We start from the raw sequence: 15,353 nt of genomic DNA on the forward strand, positions 1-15,353 counted from the left end.
TCGCGGCAGGATCGCTCGCAGGAAAAAGCATGCGAACCTCGGGCGATAGCTGAAGCTCTTCTCGCTCGCCCTTAAAGGCGAGGAAGCGTGACGCCGCGTTGCCCCATGTACTTGCCGGCGCGATCGGCATAGCTGATCTCGCAAGGCTCGTTGCCCTGCAAAAACAGGAACTGGCACGCGCCCTCGTTGGCGTAGATTTTGGCGGGCAGGGGGGTGGTGTTGGAGAATTCCAGCGTCACATGCCCCTCCCAGCCCGGCTCCAGCGGAGTGACGTTCACGATGATCCCGCAGCGGGCATAGGTGGATTTGCCGAGGCAGATGACCAGCACGTCGCGCGGCACGCGGAAATATTCCACCGTGCGGGCCAGCGCGAAGCTGTTGGGCGGGATGATGCACACGTCCGTCTTGCGATCGACGAAGCTGTTGGCGGCGAAATCCTTGGGGTCCACCGTGGCCGAATCGACGTTCGTGAAGATCTTGAAATCGTCAGCAACCCGGGCGTCATAGCCGTAGGAGCTAAGACCATAGCTGATGCAGCCGTCGCGTCGTTGCGCCTCGACGAACGGCTCGATCATGCCGTGCGCCAGGGCCTGTTCGCGAATCCAGCGGTCAGAAAGGATGGACATGTGCAGGCTCCCTCGGCCGCGCTCTTCGCCGTCTGGCGTTCTGCTGGCAAGTCCCGATCAGGACGTCGCGGTAGAGCATCCTGAGCCGCCCATTACCCGCGCGCCGGGGCTTCGGATGTCGGGAGTGCGATGATCGCCATCAGCCCGCCGCCGCTTCTATTGGACAGGGTGATCGTTCCGCCTGCGTCGTGCACGATCGCCTGCGCCAGGGCGAGGCCGAGGCCAATGCCACCCGTCTCGCGGCTCCGCGACACTTCCAGGCGCGTGAAGGGATCGAAGACCGCCGTCAGGGCCTCTTCGGGAATCCCGGGCCCGCGATCTGCGACGCAGACGCGGATCTGCGTTGGTTCGGCCACAATCGTCACCTCGGCATGGCCGGCGTATTTGAGCGCGTTTTCGATCAGGTTGCGCACCGCGCGCCGAAAGAGCGTCGGGCGCAAATGCAGGCGAATGCGCTCGGCTTCCTCGAACACCACCTCCGCGCCGAGATCGCGGAAATCCTCCACCACGGCGTCGACCAGCGCGGTGAGATCCACCTCGGTGATCCGCTCACTGGGGCGACCCAGGCGAGCAAGCGACAGGATATCGTCGAGCGTGCGGCTCATCTCCGCAATCGTCTCCGCCATGCGCGCCCGATCCTGCTCGTCCTCGACCGACTCGATACGGACGCGCAGGGCCGCGAGCGGCGTCCGCAAGTCATGGCCGATGGCACCCAGCATGCGATCCTTTTCGTCCAGCATCGCCGTGACGCGCTGGGCAAGGCCGTTGAACGCCACGATCACGTCGCGCACGTCGGTCGGCCCTTCCACGGCGAGCGCGGGGATTTCCTTGCGCGGCGTGAACGTTCGCGCTGCATCCGCCAAACCTCGCAAGGGGCGTGAGAGACGGCGGGTAATCCACAGAACAGGAAGCAAGATAAGGACATAGATGATGATTGTCTGGGCGAGCAGCGCCCACAGGATCCGGTTGTCCCGTCGCGGCCACGGCGCGTTGGTTGTCAGCCAGGTGCCATTGGGTAGCTGCACAGCGATCATCAGCGTGTCGCTCGTGCGACCGGCAAAGCGGTGATCGTGCCTCCGTGGGCTGCGCTCCCGTAGGCGAATGCCCGTGTCGATCTGGCGCGGCGAGATCCCCAGTTCCGATAATTGTTCGCGCAGTTCCGCCCCAACCTTGGGCATCCGTTCGAAGCCAAGAGGTATGGGGTTTGCTTCGTGGCGCCGCACGCGGCTACGCTCGCCCCGGATCGGCCGATTGCCCGCATGGTCCAGCGCGTCCGCGATGCGGATTGCGGCAGGGCGGGTCGTTTGCGCCAGGCGGAAGTTCGCGCGTTCCCGCAGCAACAGCGCGAGGTTGATCGCCTGCGCCGCGAATAGTGCGAGCGCGAGCAGAAGCGCCAATTGCCCCGACAGGTTGCGCGGAAACAGCGCCTTCACAAGCGCGTGACTTCCGCCGCCAGCGTGTAGCCGCCACCCCATACCGTTTTGATGAGCTGCGGATTTTTCACATCGGCCTCGATCTTCTTGCGCAGCCGGCTCACTTGATTGTCGATCGCGCGATCGAACGCCGCCGCCTCTCGTCCTTGCGTCAGATCGAGCAGCTGATCGCGGGTGAGGACCTGCCGCGGCCTGGTGACCAGCGCGTGCAGCAAGTTGAACTCACCGGTAGAGAGCGGAACCGCGACGCCTTCGTGGTCCACGAGCGTGCGTTCACCGGTCTTCAAAATCCAGCCGGCAAAGGCGTATGCCGTCGCATCGGGCGCATGCTGACGCGTACCGCCGGCCTGGAGCCGACGAAGCACCACCTTGATTCGAGCCGCCAGCTCTCGCGGGGAGAACGGCTTCACCATGTAATCGTCGGCGCCCATCTCCAGTCCGACAATCCGGTCGGTCTCCTCCGTTCGCGCGGTGAGGAGAATGACAGGGGTCTCACTGGTGGCGCGAATGTAGCGGCAGAGACTGAGCCCGTCCTCGCCCGGCATCATGATATCAAGCACGACCAGATCGATCGCATAGGCGCCGAGCCGCGTCCGGGCAGCCTCGGCATCGCCCACCTGAGTTACACGGAAGCCCTGTTTGGTGAGATATTGCGCGAGCGGTTCGCGGATCGAGCGCTCGTCATCGACGAGGAGGAGATGGGGCGTATCGGCCATGAGGTTGCCGTCTAGCATGTCCGCCTTCCGCGAAAAGCACCGGGCGCGAGCGGCCCGGTGCAGGAGTGATGGCGTATTACTTCGCTGCTGGCGCGTTCCGCCCTTGCGCCCACTTGCTCTTCATCTGCGCGCGGGCAGCGTCACGCTCCGCCTGATCGATACGCCCGTCCTTGTTGGCATCCACGCGGTCGAACATCGCGCCGGCGGCCGCGAGCGCCTCCGCCTTGGTGAGAATGCCGTCGCGGTTGGCGTCGGCGTGCATCATCATGCCCATGCCGCCGCGGGCGCCTGCCCCGCCGCGATGCGCCATGCCGCCGCGCCGATCTCCGCGCTTTGCCCCCATGTTCTGCCGCTCTGACTGGTCAAGGCGGCCGTCCCTGTTGGCGTCGGCGCGATCAAACCGCTGGAGGAACCGTTCGCGGAACTGCTGCTGGGTCATCTCTCCAGCCCGGGCACCGCGCCGGCCAGGGCGTTCGTCGGCAGAGATCTCGCCGTCCCGGTTCTTGTCCATTCGCGCGAACAGCGCATCGGCGGCCGCTGTCGCTTCTGCGCGGGTGATGATGCCGTCGCCGTTGAGGTCGGCGGCGGCCAGCCCGCGCGGCGCAGCGTTGCCCGCTTGCGTCGAAGTCTGCGCGCTTGCGGTGCCCGCAATGGCGGTAGCGCCGAGCGCGGCGGCGATGATGAGGCGTTTCATTGATGGCGATCCTTCGTATGGACCGGGCAGATGCCCGTCGATGGCGCCCTTATGAAACCGCGCTGTCGCGCGACTGTGCCATGGAACCCGAAAAATGTCGCAACTTGTCGCGCCAAGATGGTGCGCGGCCATACCGGGCGGCGCACCGCGTTCGCTCAGGCGAACACGGCAACCGACTGCATCTGTTCCGCGACCATTTCACCAGCGCTGTTCCAGATCCCCATTTGCTGCGATGAGCTTCCGGCGCGGGCGTAATCGGCATTTGATCGGAGCAGCCACCAGCCGTCCTCGGTGCTCGGCGTAGGCCCCAGAACATTCAGAATCCACGTCATCGAACTCATTGGAACGTTGCGGCCGAGCAGCCGCAGCGCAGCCGGCGGTAGGCAATCGCCTACGGCCATCAGCTCCACCATCGGGTGGATCCCGTCGCGCTCGTTCAGCCGCGTCCAGCGCAGCCATTCTGCGGGTTGCAGATTCGGGCCTTCCCGGCGATCCAGAAATTCGAAATTCTGCGTAAAGGCGACATGGGGATTGCCCTTGAACGTCTTCTCGTCCGGGCCGGGGCGGGCGAAATCAGGCAAGACGGTGGTGGCATAGTCCACCTCGCTTTCGATCGCGCGCATGAAGACAAAGGTGCAGCGTAGGCCAAGGCCGGCTTCGCTTTCAATATCTGCCTGGATGAACGCTGCGTTCTTTCCGCGGCGCAGCTTGTGCGGCGTCACCTGGATCGGGCCGGCGAGTGGGCCGATGAAGCTGACCTGGGCGGAACGGAGCGGTGGCAGATCAGCCTCGGACTGCATGGCGCAATGAAGCGCAATCGCTGCCGACAGGCCGCCATACGCTGTGCGGCCCTGCAGCCAGCCGTCCGGTATTTCGCCGCGCCAGCCGGTGCCTTCGGGTGCCGGAACAAGATTATCCAGGATCGTTTTCAGGCTCGTCATTCAGTTCATCCCCCCAAAATTGCCCGCGGCGAGCTGATCGCGAAGCTCGCGCTTCAGCACCTTGCCGATAGCGCTGCGTGGCAGCTCATCGGTGACGTACAGCGCGGAGAGGCGCTGCGTTTTGCCAAGTTTGGCGTTGGTCGCTGTGCGAACATCTTCCGCCGTCTCGGTGGCGCCGGCCCGCGGGACGTAGAAACCAACCGGCGTCTCGCCCCATTCATCGCTCGGCACACCGACAACGGTGCAATCGGCGACGGCCGGATGTTCGGCCAGCACCGCCTCCAGATCCGACGGATAGATATTGAACCCGCCGGAGATGATCATGTCCTTTTTGCGGTCCATCAGGATCAGAAAGCCGTCTTCGTCGAAGCGGCCGACGTCGCCGTGCCTGATCCAGCGATTGCCGTCCGCGTCATAATATTCGGACTCGCGGGTGGCGCCTTCGCGCTTGTGATAGCCGTTCATCATCGCCGGGGAGCGACCAACGATCTCGCCCATCTCGCCGGGAGCGACTTCCTTGCCCTCCTCGTCGAGCAAGATCGCCTGGTGCCCGGGCGAGAGGCGCCCAACCGTGTGAAGCTTGTCGGGGTTTTCGTCAGCCACGAGGATGAAGGAGGCACCGCCCTCGGTCATTCCGTAATATTCGACCAGCTTTCCCGGCCAGCGGTTGACCACGTCGCGCTTCAGTCTTGCCTTGAAGGGCGCCGACGTGCAGGTCTTGAAGCGGAACGATGATAGGTCGAAGCGATCGAAGTCCGGCAGCGCCATAATCCTCTGATATTGCACCGGCACCAGCATGGTGTGCGTGGCGCGATATTGTTGCGCGAGCTCCAGATAGCGGCGTGCGTCGAACTTCTTCATCAGCACCGCGGTGCCGCCCCAAGCGAGCGTCGGCAGGAAGCTGACCAAGGTGGTGTTGGAGTATAGCGGCGTGGCAAGGAGCGTCACCGCCGTGTCGAAACCCGCCGCGCTGTTGCGGGACAGGTGCTGCCACCGCATGGTGTGGCTTTGCACGATGCCCTTGGGAATGCCGGTAGTTCCCGAGGAATAGATGATGTTGAAGCCGTCGTCGGGCTTGATCTCTACCGGCTGGGGGCGCGTGCCTTCGGGCGCGAGCCACGGTTCCAGATCCTCAAGCATCACCACTGTCGCGCTGATCCTCTGTGCCGCCAGCGCTTTGGCATTGGCGGCATCGAGGAAGACGAGATTCGCGCCGCTGTCCGCGACCATGCCGGCGATCTGCTCGGGTGTTGCCGAGGGCTGGATCGGCGCGGCGATCGATCCGGCTCTCACCGCCGCGAGGAAAACGGCAGCTTGCGCCGTGCTGGGATAGCTTACCATCGCCACTGCCTGGCCCTGCGCCGTACCGTCCCGCTGAAGTACCGCGACGGCACGATCCATTATCGAGTCCAACTCGCGATAGGTCAGCTCGTCGTCGCCGTCTGTGACGGCGATCTTGTCCGGCTGCTCGGCGGCGTGGCGGCGGATCAGGTCCGGCAGGGTTCCGAATGGCTGCGCCAGCAGGTCTGCGATACTCTCCATACGACGTCGCTAGCGACACGCTTCGCCGAATGCCATACGTGACATTCAAATTCAGGAGCAGGATATGCAAGGAGGGGTTGCAATCGTTACCGGGGGCGGAACCGGGATCGGCGCCGCGGTGGTCCGGCGGCTCGCTGCGCGCGGGGTGCGGTGTGTCATCAATTACGCGCACAGCCAGGCGGAGGCAGAGGCGCTGGCAGCTGAAGTGGGCAATGGTTCGGTCGCCGTTCGGGCCGATATCGCGGACGATGCGGAATGTCGGAAGCTTGCCGCCGCGGCCGTGGACTCGTTCGGGCGGCTCGACTTTCTGGTGAACAACGCCGGTCGGACCAAGCATGTCGCACATGAGGATCTCGACGGGCTGGAGGCCGAGGATTTCATCGACATCTATCGACTGAACACCATTGCCGCGTTCCAGATGGTGCGCGCCTGCGCCCCGGCGATGCGGGAAGGGCCGATGAGCGCCGTGGTGAACGTGGCATCAATCGCCGGGCTGCACGGCGTCGGGTCCTCGATCGCTTACGCCGCATCGAAAGGCGCGTTGATCACCATGACCCAGAGCCTGGCGCGAGTTTTGGCACCATCGGTGCGGGTCAATGCCGTGGCGCCGGGCTATGTCGGCACGGGATGGTTCGAGAAGGCGCTCGGACAGGAAGGGAAGGCGAAGCTCGACCGTAACATCGCGGCGCGCACCCCAATGGCGATGGCGCCCCAGGCAGAGGATATCGCCGGACCGATCGAGATGCTGCTCGATCCCGCGAACCGGGCGATCACCGGCGAGGTGCTGCGCGTCGACGCCGGCTTCCACCTCGATACGGGCGGAAGCCGCCGTCCGGGACGCGCGGGATGACATGCGCTGGCGCGGCCCGGAACGCCTCGCCGCGGCGCGCCGATAATCAGGGCAAGGCCGCACCTCATCCATGTGCGCGGAGTGCGGCTTGCCGGGCGGTCGGGACGCAAACGGCAGGGCTAGTCAGGTCAGGCGAGCTTGCCGGATCGCCGAACAACGCCGAACAGGAAGATGGCGAAGGTCAGGCAGCACAGCAGCGAAGCGAGCAGAAACGCACCGCCCGCGTGCCCACGATCGGCACCGAACGCCAGCGACTGGGTCATCGCGAGCGGCCCGACGATTGCTGCAACGCTCGCCAAGCTCGACATGCCGCCCTGAAGCGCGCCTTGGTTCGACCTATCCACCCGCGAGGAGAGAAGGGCGTTGATGGAGGGGAACACAAGGCCGGTCAGCGCGCCAAAAGCGATCAGCGTATAGACCTGCCAGGGTTCGCGCGCGAAGACATACCCGGCAAACACCAGCGCGCCGCTCGCCAGACCGATCAGCGCTGTCCGCGCTTCACCGAAGCGCTTGATCGCGGGCCGGATCAGGACAATTTGCGCGAACATCATGCTCAGCCCGCTTGCCGCCAGCGACCAGCCCACCGCTTTCTGGTCCCAGCCAAGCGCAAGGTGGGCAAAGAAGGTCCACGTAGAGGGATAGACCATGTGGGCTATTTGCCAGACCAGCGCGCCGCCGAGCAGTACACCGGCGCCGCCGACCTGAAACAATGGAGCGAAAGCGCCGACGGCATTGGCGCGCCTCCAGTCAAACGGGCGGCGGCGATCCGGCGGCAGCGTTTCCGGCATGAAGGCGAGGATCAGCGCCATGTTGACGAAGGCCAGTCCGGCCGCAGCGAAGAAAGGCGCGCGGATGCCGAAGTCGGCCAGGAGGCCGCCGATCGCCGGACCGAGGATAAAGCCACCTCCGAAAGCGGCGCCGAGCAGCCCGAACGCTGCGCCACGCTTCTCCGGCGGTGTCACATCGGCAACTACGGCGTTCGCCGGTCCATACGTGGCGCCGGCGATCCCGGCGATCGCCCGCCCCACGAACAGCCATGTGAGGGTGGGCGCCGCGGCCATGAGTGCATAATCGACGCCAAAGCATCCGAGACTGGCCAGCAGCACGCGCCGTCGCCCGAACCGGTCGGAAAGGCTGCCGATTACCGGGCCGGCAAAGAAATGCATCACGGCATAGACCGCCAGCAAATAGCCGCCGATCCGGGACGCTTCGGCGAGCGGCACCCGGCCTAGCTCGACGATCAATGACGGCAATACCGGCAGCACGATCCCGAACCCGATCGAGTCGATCAGCATGGCGATCAGCGCAACTGGCACGGCACGATGTTCGAATCGCATCGCTCTGGCTCCCCGCGCTCCAGATAGCCGACCTGACCGCGGATGTCCCTTTGCTTCGCGCGCGGAATGTGCCATGTCGCGGCCATACCCGATCTTCAGAATGGGTTTCGGAGAACGATTGATGGCAAGTGCCGCCGAACTAGACCGCCCCGCTGGCTCGCTCGATACCTTCCGGCAGGATGCTCGGGCCTGGCTTGAGGCCAATTTCCCGCAAAGCCTGCGCGGCAAAGACAATGCAATGTCCGCTGTTGACGGCCCGACCGAGGAAACGCCGGAGCAAAAAGCCTGGCGTGAGGCGATGGGCGAGAAGGGCTGGGGCGTTCCCACCTGGCCCGCGGAATATGGCGGCGGTGGGCTGACGCGCGAACAGGCGCGCGTGCTTGGCGAGGAAATGATGCGGATCGGGGCGTGGAACCCGATCGGCGGCATGGGCGTGATGATGTTCGGCCCGACGCTGCTGGAATATGGCAGCGAGGAGCAGAAGCAAAAGCACATCCCGGGCATCGTTCGCGGTGAAGTGCGCTGGTGCCAGGGCTATTCGGAGCCGGGCGCCGGTTCGGATCTGGCGAGCCTGCAGGCCTTTGCTGAGGACAAGGGCGATCATTACATCGTCAATGGGCAGAAGACCTGGACCTCCGGCGGCCAGTGGGCCGACAAGTGCTTCGCCCTTGTTCGTACCGACAAGACGCAGAAGCATGCCGGCATCAGCTTCCTGCTGATCGACATGGACGCAGAGGGCGTCGAGACCCGGCCGATCAAGCTGATCTCGGGCGCTTCTCCGTTCTGCGAAACGTTCTTCACCAATGTGAAGGTGCCCAAGGAAAATCTGGTCGGCCGTGAAGGTCAGGGCTGGGAAATCGGCACCCGCCTGTTGCAGCACGAGCGCAACTCGCTGTCGGGTGGCGGCGGCTCGCAGGGCCGTATGAACCAGGGCGAACCCATCCCTTCGGTGGCCAAGAAGTATCGCGAAGTTGATGCGGAAGGCCGGCTCGCGGACAGCGATCTGAGGACCCGTATCATCAAGCATGAGATGGATCAGCGCGCCTTTGCCCTGACGCTGCGTCGCGCAGCGCTGGAAGCGAAGGGCAATGCTGGCCCGTCCGCGGCCACCAGCGTGATGAAGAACGTCGGTGCGCGCATCACGCAGGATCGCGCGGAACTGGCGATCGAGATCATGGGCATGCAGGGCCTTGGGTGGGAAGGTGAAGGCTTCAGCCATGAAGAGCTCGCCCAGACCCGCACGTGGCTGTGGGGCAAGGCGGTCTCGATCTACGGCGGCTCGTCGGAGATCCAGAACAACGTGATCGCCAAGCGCATTCTCGGGATGCTTGATCACCAGTGATTTCGGTTAGGCGCGGGAAGACACGCGTCGGAGAGGGCCGGGTCGAGGAGAAGCGCGCGAGACGCTTCTCCTCCCCGGCAAGTCCTTCGGATAGGGTTTGAAAAACATGGCGGCGTTGAACGACGAACAAGTGATGTTGCGTGACATGGCGCGCGAGTGGGCGGACAATGAATCCCCCACCACGGCATTCCGCAAGCTCCGCGACGCGGTTCCATCCAAGGGGTTCGATGCGGACGCTTGGACCGCGATCGGCCAAATGGGCTGGACCGGTATCGTTATCCCGGAAGAGTTTGGCGGGTCTGCCTTCGGGTATCTGTCGCTCGGCCTCGTGGTCGAGCAGCTTGGGCGAAACCTGGCGGTATCGCCGCTTTCCTCGACTGCCGTCGCGGCAAGCGCGATCGTGATGGGCGGCTCTGATGCAGCCAAGCAGGAATGGCTGCCGAAGCTGGCGTCCGGGGAAGCGGTGGCGACGCTCGCTGTTGACGAAACGCCGGTGCACGGCGGTGCGATTGCGGCGACCGTGACGGGCGGGAAGCTGAGCGGCACCAAGCGCTACGTGGCCGAGGGCGATGGCGCGGACGTTTTCGTAGTTGCCGCCGAAGATGGGTTGTACCTGGTTGCAGCCGGTGAGGGCGTTTCCGTTACCACGCGCAAGATGGTGGACAGCCGCAGCCACGCGGACATTACCTTCGACTCAGCGCCTGCAGAAAAGCTAGGCGGGACGGATCTGACCCAGGCGATCGTTGATCGCGCGACCGCGGTCACGGCAGCCGAAATGCTCGGAATGGCCGATAGCGCATTCAATCAAACGCTCGACTACCTCAAGCAGCGTGTTCAGTTCGGGCAGGTCCTTTCGACCTTCCAGGCACTGCAGCATCGTATGGCCAAGATGAAGACCGAGCTCGAGCTCATGCGGTCGGCTGTTGAGGGCGCACTGGAAGCGATCGACTCTGGGCGTTCGGATGTCGATCAGGCGGTTAGCCTCGCCAAGGCAGTTGCGAACGATACGCTTCGGCTGGTCAGCCGTGAGATGGTCCAGCTGCATGGCGGCGTGGGCATGACCGACGAATATGACGCAGGACTGTATCTGAAGCGGTCGGCCACGCTGGAAACAATGTGGGGGACAGCGTCCTATCATCGCGATCGGTTCGCCCGGCTCAATGGTTTCTGAAACACGTTTCAAAAAAATGAGTATGGCGGTGGCAGCCCGGTATGGCTGCCACCGCTTTTTTGATTCTGCCATCTTTGCTTGTGCATTTTCGCGCTTGACGCGGCGGAACCTCCATCGTCTATTCTAAAAACGGGTATGGCGCGTTCAGACGCCAACCATCGTTGGGAGAGTGGGAATGGCGAAAGCGACTTTCGTCCGGGTGAGTGCGTCTGCGCTTGCCTGGGTACTCGCAATGGGCACGGCCCAGGCACAGATCGGCGGCGATCCGACGCCGGCACAATCCTCTTCTGATGTGGGCCAGGAAAGCGCTCCCGACATCGTTGTGACCGGCACGCTTATTCGCGGCACACCGGAAAATCTCGCCGTTCCAGTTGATGTGATATCCAGCGAAGAACTTGCCCGGCAGGGCGCGCCCACCGCTGTTGACCTTCTGAAGAATTTGACAGTTGCGAACGGGACGGTGGGCGATGCCAATCAGTTCGACAATCGCGCGCAGGGGTCGGAGGGTGTCGCTTCGGTCAACCTTCGCGGCCTTGGACCGCAGCGTACGCTGGTGCTGCTGAACGGCAAGCGCATGGTGCCGTCGGGCCTTGGTATTCCGATTGTCGACGTGAACATGTTTCCCGCCGCGGCCATCGGCCGCATCGAGATTCTGAAAGACGGCGCTGCCGCGACGTACGGTTCGGATGCGATCGCGGGCGTGGTCAACTTCATCACCCGGACGGACCAGGAAGGATTTCTGGTATCCGGCGATTACCGTTGGATCCAGGGATCCAAGGGTGATTACGGCGGCGCCGCCTCTTTCGGGCATAAGCAGGACGACTTTCGGATGTTCGCGTCGGTCGGCTACCAGCGCCGCTCGGAGCTGCGCTTTACCGATCGCGATTTCGCGGTACGGCCTTACACCGAAAACCCGCAGGGAGCCTGGACCGGCGGCGGTAGCCCCGGCAATTTCGACTTCAACGGCACCGTTGGGGGCATCAATCTCACCACGGACCTGGGTTGTCAGGGGCTGGGTGGTTTTCGAAGCGCGCCGGGGTCAAACACGGATCGTTGCTTCACCCAATTCGGCGCGTTCGATAATCTCGTGGAGCCGGAAGAGCGCTTCCAGGCCTATGTCGAAAGCGAATATGACGTAGCTGACAATGCGTCGGTGCGCTTCACCGGATTATTCGCCTTTACCAACACGCGCGTTACAAGCTCGCCCAGCTACCTTCCTACGCTGCCGCCCTCCACCAATGCGGCGTTTGGCAATAATTCGCTGTTCGTGATTCCGGGCTATGCGCCCGCTTTGCGTGATTATTGCGCCCTCTACGGTGCACAAGCTGGCTGCAGCCGCAATGCCGCCGGGGCGTTGGACAGTGCCGCAGGCCTACCGGTACTGTTCCGGCCGTTCCTGAACGGGGGTAACCCGTTGTTCCAGAATGGAAGCAACGACCGTGGGTCGGCGGTTTCGAAGCGCGATACGGAGGCGTTTCGCTTCACCGCTGATCTCAACATCCGCGTCACCAGCGACATCGATTTCTCCACCGGCTTCACCTTCAGCCAATATCATCGCGATTACGACGGCACTGACGCGTTCGGCGATTTGCTGCAGAACGCTCTTGCCGGTTTCGGGGGGCCAAATTGCGCATATGCCAGCACCGCCTCTCGTGCCGGGCTGAGCGCGGCGCAGCTCGCGGGCCTGGCCGGAACGAACGGTTGTACGTACTTCAATCCGTTCTCTACGGCCATTTCGGCCAATGCGATCACGAGTGTCGCCAATCCGAACTTTGCGGGAACGCGCAACCCGGCGGGCTTCAACCTCACGCCCGGGGGAGGGCTGATCAACGACAATTCTACCATTGATCTGTTCTTCCGGACGCCCAACACGCAGTTGCGGACGCAGCAATATGTGGGTGACGTTGCGTTGTCGGGCCGTACCGGGATTCGCCTTTGGGCGGATCGTGACATCGGGTTTGCCGTTGGTGGCCAGTACCGCAAGAACACGTTCCAGCGTCGCCTGAATGCGGATGCGAACATCGCCGTCACTCCTTGCCCGGGAACGCCGCTGAACCCCAATGCGACCTGTAATCCCCAGACCGGGGCGCTTGGTTTCCTGGGCACGAACCCGGCGCAAGACGCGGACGCAGATGTCTATGCGCTGTTCGCCGAGCTTCAGGTGCCGATCATCAACGCCGTCAATCTCCAGCTGTCAGCGCGTTACGAGGATTATCGCGGCGCGGTCGGGTCCACCTTCGATCCGCAAGCCCGCCTCAAGGTGGAACTGACCGATTGGCTGGGACTGCGCGGCGGTGTCGGCACCAGCTTTCGCGGCCCGCCGCCGCAGAACCTCTCTGGCTCGGTGGTGTCGCTACAGGTGATCGGAACAGGGTTCCGCGCGGTTGAGGTGTTCGGCGATCCCAACCTGAAGCCGGAAAGTGCCACCACGTACAATGCCGGCGTGCTGATCGACAGTGGTCCCTTCAACGCCAGCCTGGACTATTGGCGCTACGACTTTGCGGGTCCGATTGAATCCGAGCCGGTGTCGGGCCTTACCACTGCGCTGTTTGGTGCATCAGGCGTCGCCAATTGCGGCAATCCGGCCTTCGCCGCGCTGCAATCGCGCTTTACGTTCAACGCTGCTGGCTGCGGCATCAACAATGTCAGCCGCCTGCGCGCGCAGATATTCAACAGCGCGGACGTGAAAACATCGGGTCTCGACTTCACGGCGAGCTATCGCGGCGAGCTTGGCCCGGTGAACGTTCAGGTTGGCGGCGCGGCCACTTACGTCATCGATTACAAGATCGACGACTTGATCGTGGAGGGCGTGCTGGTTCAGCCTGCCTTTGACGCTGTGGGCAAGCTCAACTTCCAGACGACGTCCTATCCCGTCCCGCAGTGGCGCGGAAACTGGTACGTCCAGGGCGATAGCGGCCCGCACTCGCTGCGGCTGCAATTCAACTATGTGGACGGCTACACCGACCAGCGCGGCGCTGCGATCTTCGGCCCGAACCTGGGCGCGCTTGGTGGCGCGGCACTGACGCGGGGCAAGGAGATCGGTTCCTGGCGCACCTTTGACGCGACGTACCGCTTGGCACTGGACAGCGGTACGACCTTCACGCTGGCGGCCGTGAATATCCTGGATCGGGATCCGCCGTTCGCGCGGCTGGACCCCAATTATGATGCCTTCACTGCGTCCCCGCTTGGCTTTACGCTGAAGGCCGCGGTATCGCAGCGGTTCTAAAGGCGACGGCGGCAGTGTTCATGTCGAAACATTGCCGCTGGAATGTCAGGCTGACTTGTTGCGGCGGCTTGGTTAAGCCGCCGCAAAAGCGTCAAAGATAGGAGAAAAACATGGATGCCAGCACCACGTTGTCGCACGACGAGCGCGACGCGCGGGCTATCCGAAGGAGGGGCTGGACGCTGGCATTGCTGACGATCGCCTATTTCTTCAGCTTCATGGATCGTCAGATCCTCGCGATCCTGTTGGAGGCGATCAAGGCGGACCTGCAGCTCTCGGACACCCAATTGGGGCTGCTCTCTGGCCTCGTTTTCGCGCTGTTCTACGCCACCCTCGGGCTCCCCATCGCGCGATTGGCGGATCGCTCCAGCCGCAGCAACATCATCGCCATCAGCCTTGCTTTCTGGAGCGCCATGACGGCGCTCTGCGGATTGGCGCAGAATTTCACCCACCTCATGTTCGCGCGTATCGGCGTTGGCATTGGTGAGGCGGGCTTCGGTCCGCCGAGCCAGTCAATCATCGCAGATCTGTATCCCCCGGAGAAGCGCGCAAGCGCTATGGCGATCTATTCGCTCGGCGTGCTGCTTGGGGGTGGGCTCGGCATCGTGATCGGCGGCTTCGTGGCGCATTCCTATGGCTGGCGCGTCGCGATGATGGTTGTCGGTCTGCCGGGCATTGCGCTTGCGGTCATCATGAAGCTGTTCGTCGTCGAGCCGCGTCGCGGGCTCTCGGACGGGAAGGCGCCCGCGGCGCCGGCTGATGCACCCGCGATGGGGCTCTGGAAGGGCATCATGTCGCTGTGGCACAACCGCGCGGCCTTCCACCTCGTCGCAGCGATCACGATCACCTCGCTGGTCGGCTATGCCGTCACGGGGTGGGGCCCAAGCTACATGCAGCGCTCGCTCGGCATGTCCATGCTGGACGTCTCCAAATATGTCGCGCTCCCGGCCGCCTTCGTTGCGGGCTTCTCGGCGATGCTCGGTGGTTGGCTCTGCGATCGGGCAGCGAGGAATAAAGGCGTTTACGCGCAAAGCTACGTCGTGGTGGTGATGAAGGTCCTCGCCTTCCCCTTTGCGCTCGGTTTCTATTTCCTCGACAACCTCTGGCTCGCCATCAGCAGCTACTTCGTGGCGTCGATCTTCGCCGGCGCTTACATTGGCCCGACGTACGCGATGATCCAGCACCTCGCACCCTTGCGGCTTCGCGCCACCTGGGCGGCGCTTACGCTGTTGGCGACCAGCCTCTTAGGTCTCGGTCTCGGGCCGTTCGTGGTCGGGCAGATCAGTGACGCGCTGAAGCCGACTTATGGAGATGAGTCGCTGCGTTGGGCGATGTTCTCCGTTGCCATGCTGACGCCCTGGGGCATTTTCCATTACTGGCGCGCTGGTGTCCTGATGAAGCGGCAGGAGGCGGCGGCTGCTGCCTGAGTGATCCCGCTGCCCGCGTAAGTGCCTTGTGATCTCCGGAGCGCTGCGCGC

The 15,353-nt window shown here is 63.7% G+C and carries 12 protein-coding genes; 5 read left to right on the forward strand and 7 right to left on the reverse strand.

The features are described from left to right. Nucleotides 1-71: 71 nt before the first annotated feature. The 6 genes from dcd to SPMU_RS04345 form a co-directional block, all read right to left on the reverse strand. Complete coding sequence (dcd, locus tag SPMU_RS04320; protein ID WP_088332243.1) at nt 72-626, reverse strand: dCTP deaminase; 555 nt, start codon at nt 624-626, stop codon at nt 72-74. 92 nt (nt 627-718) lie between these two features. Beyond that, complete coding sequence (locus tag SPMU_RS04325; protein WP_245832750.1) at nt 719-2,059, reverse strand: sensor histidine kinase; 1,341 nt, start codon at nt 2,057-2,059, stop codon at nt 719-721. Continuing rightward, nucleotides 2,056-2,775, reverse strand: coding sequence for a response regulator (locus SPMU_RS04330; RefSeq protein WP_088333157.1), 720 nt, complete (start codon nt 2,773-2,775; stop codon nt 2,056-2,058). Before SPMU_RS04330 ends, SPMU_RS04325 begins: the two co-directional genes overlap by 4 nt. 76 nt (nt 2,776-2,851) lie before the next feature. Beyond that, nucleotides 2,852-3,469, reverse strand: a complete 618-nt coding sequence (locus SPMU_RS04335; protein WP_169715634.1) for an EF-hand domain-containing protein — start codon at nt 3,467-3,469, stop codon at nt 2,852-2,854. Nucleotides 3,470-3,624: 155 nt separating this feature from the next. Next, the gene (locus tag SPMU_RS04340; protein WP_088332249.1) at nt 3,625-4,410 is read right to left on the reverse strand and encodes a thioesterase family protein; all 786 of its coding nucleotides are present in this window, start codon (nt 4,408-4,410) and stop codon (nt 3,625-3,627) included. Next, on the reverse strand, nt 4,411-5,952 hold the full coding sequence (locus tag SPMU_RS04345; protein ID WP_088332251.1) for a class I adenylate-forming enzyme family protein: 1,542 nt from the start codon (nt 5,950-5,952) through the stop codon (nt 4,411-4,413). Between the two features lie 64 nt (nt 5,953-6,016). Between SPMU_RS04345 and SPMU_RS04350 the strand changes: the two genes are divergently transcribed. Beyond that, nucleotides 6,017-6,802, forward strand: a complete 786-nt coding sequence (locus SPMU_RS04350; protein ID WP_088332253.1) for an SDR family NAD(P)-dependent oxidoreductase — start codon at nt 6,017-6,019, stop codon at nt 6,800-6,802. Between the two features lie 128 nt (nt 6,803-6,930). Here the strand turns inward: SPMU_RS04350 and SPMU_RS04355 are convergent, their stop codons facing one another. Then, nucleotides 6,931-8,139, reverse strand: coding sequence for an MFS transporter (locus SPMU_RS04355; RefSeq protein ID WP_088332255.1), 1,209 nt, complete (start codon nt 8,137-8,139; stop codon nt 6,931-6,933). A 121-nt stretch (nt 8,140-8,260) separates the two neighbouring features. Here SPMU_RS04355 and SPMU_RS04360 point away from each other — a divergent pair, with 121 nt between their 5' ends. From SPMU_RS04360 to SPMU_RS04375, 4 genes are all read left to right on the forward strand, one after another. After that, nucleotides 8,261-9,481 (forward strand): acyl-CoA dehydrogenase family protein, encoded by a 1,221-nt coding sequence (locus SPMU_RS04360; RefSeq protein WP_088332257.1) that lies wholly within the window; start codon nt 8,261-8,263, stop codon nt 9,479-9,481. A 106-nt stretch (nt 9,482-9,587) separates the two neighbouring features. Next, a complete protein-coding gene (locus tag SPMU_RS04365) occupies nt 9,588-10,652 on the forward strand; it encodes an acyl-CoA dehydrogenase family protein (protein ID WP_088332259.1) in 1,065 nt (354 codons plus the stop codon). A 175-nt stretch (nt 10,653-10,827) separates the two neighbouring features. Next, nucleotides 10,828-13,878, forward strand: coding sequence for a TonB-dependent receptor plug domain-containing protein (locus tag SPMU_RS04370; protein ID WP_088332261.1), 3,051 nt, complete (start codon nt 10,828-10,830; stop codon nt 13,876-13,878). Nucleotides 13,879-13,988: 110 nt separating this feature from the next. Beyond that, nucleotides 13,989-15,302 carry a spinster family MFS transporter gene (locus SPMU_RS04375; RefSeq protein WP_088332263.1) on the forward strand — a complete coding sequence of 438 codons (1,314 nt, stop codon included), beginning with the start codon at nt 13,989-13,991 and terminating at the stop codon, nt 15,300-15,302. Nucleotides 15,303-15,353 lie beyond the last annotated feature (51 nt).

This window comes from Sphingomonas mucosissima, assembly GCF_002197665.1.
Lineage (GTDB): Bacteria > Pseudomonadota > Alphaproteobacteria > Sphingomonadales > Sphingomonadaceae > Sphingomonas > Sphingomonas mucosissima.

Excerpts from the sequence above, each read along its gene's own strand:
- SPMU_RS04345 (WP_088332251.1), bottom strand. The coding sequence starts at position 5,952 with ATGGAGAGTATCGCAGACCTGCTGGCGCAGCCATTCGGAACCCTGCCG.
- SPMU_RS04375 (WP_088332263.1), top strand. The coding sequence starts at position 13,989 with ATGGATGCCAGCACCACGTTGTCGCACGACGAGCGCGACGCGCGGGCT.
- SPMU_RS04355 (WP_088332255.1), bottom strand. The coding sequence starts at position 8,139 with ATGCGATTCGAACATCGTGCCGTGCCAGTTGCGCTGATCGCCATGCTG.
- SPMU_RS04370 (WP_088332261.1), top strand. The coding sequence starts at position 10,828 with ATGGCGAAAGCGACTTTCGTCCGGGTGAGTGCGTCTGCGCTTGCCTGG.
- SPMU_RS04365 (WP_088332259.1), top strand. The coding sequence starts at position 9,588 with ATGGCGGCGTTGAACGACGAACAAGTGATGTTGCGTGACATGGCGCGC.
- SPMU_RS04360 (WP_088332257.1), top strand. The coding sequence starts at position 8,261 with ATGGCAAGTGCCGCCGAACTAGACCGCCCCGCTGGCTCGCTCGATACC.
- SPMU_RS04350 (WP_088332253.1), top strand. The coding sequence starts at position 6,017 with ATGCAAGGAGGGGTTGCAATCGTTACCGGGGGCGGAACCGGGATCGGC.
- dcd (WP_088332243.1), bottom strand. The coding sequence starts at position 626 with ATGTCCATCCTTTCTGACCGCTGGATTCGCGAACAGGCCCTGGCGCAC.
- SPMU_RS04340 (WP_088332249.1), bottom strand. The coding sequence starts at position 4,410 with ATGACGAGCCTGAAAACGATCCTGGATAATCTTGTTCCGGCACCCGAA.
- SPMU_RS04330 (WP_088333157.1), bottom strand. The coding sequence starts at position 2,775 with ATGGCCGATACGCCCCATCTCCTCCTCGTCGATGACGAGCGCTCGATC.
- SPMU_RS04335 (WP_169715634.1), bottom strand. The coding sequence starts at position 3,469 with ATGAAACGCCTCATCATCGCCGCCGCGCTCGGCGCTACCGCCATTGCG.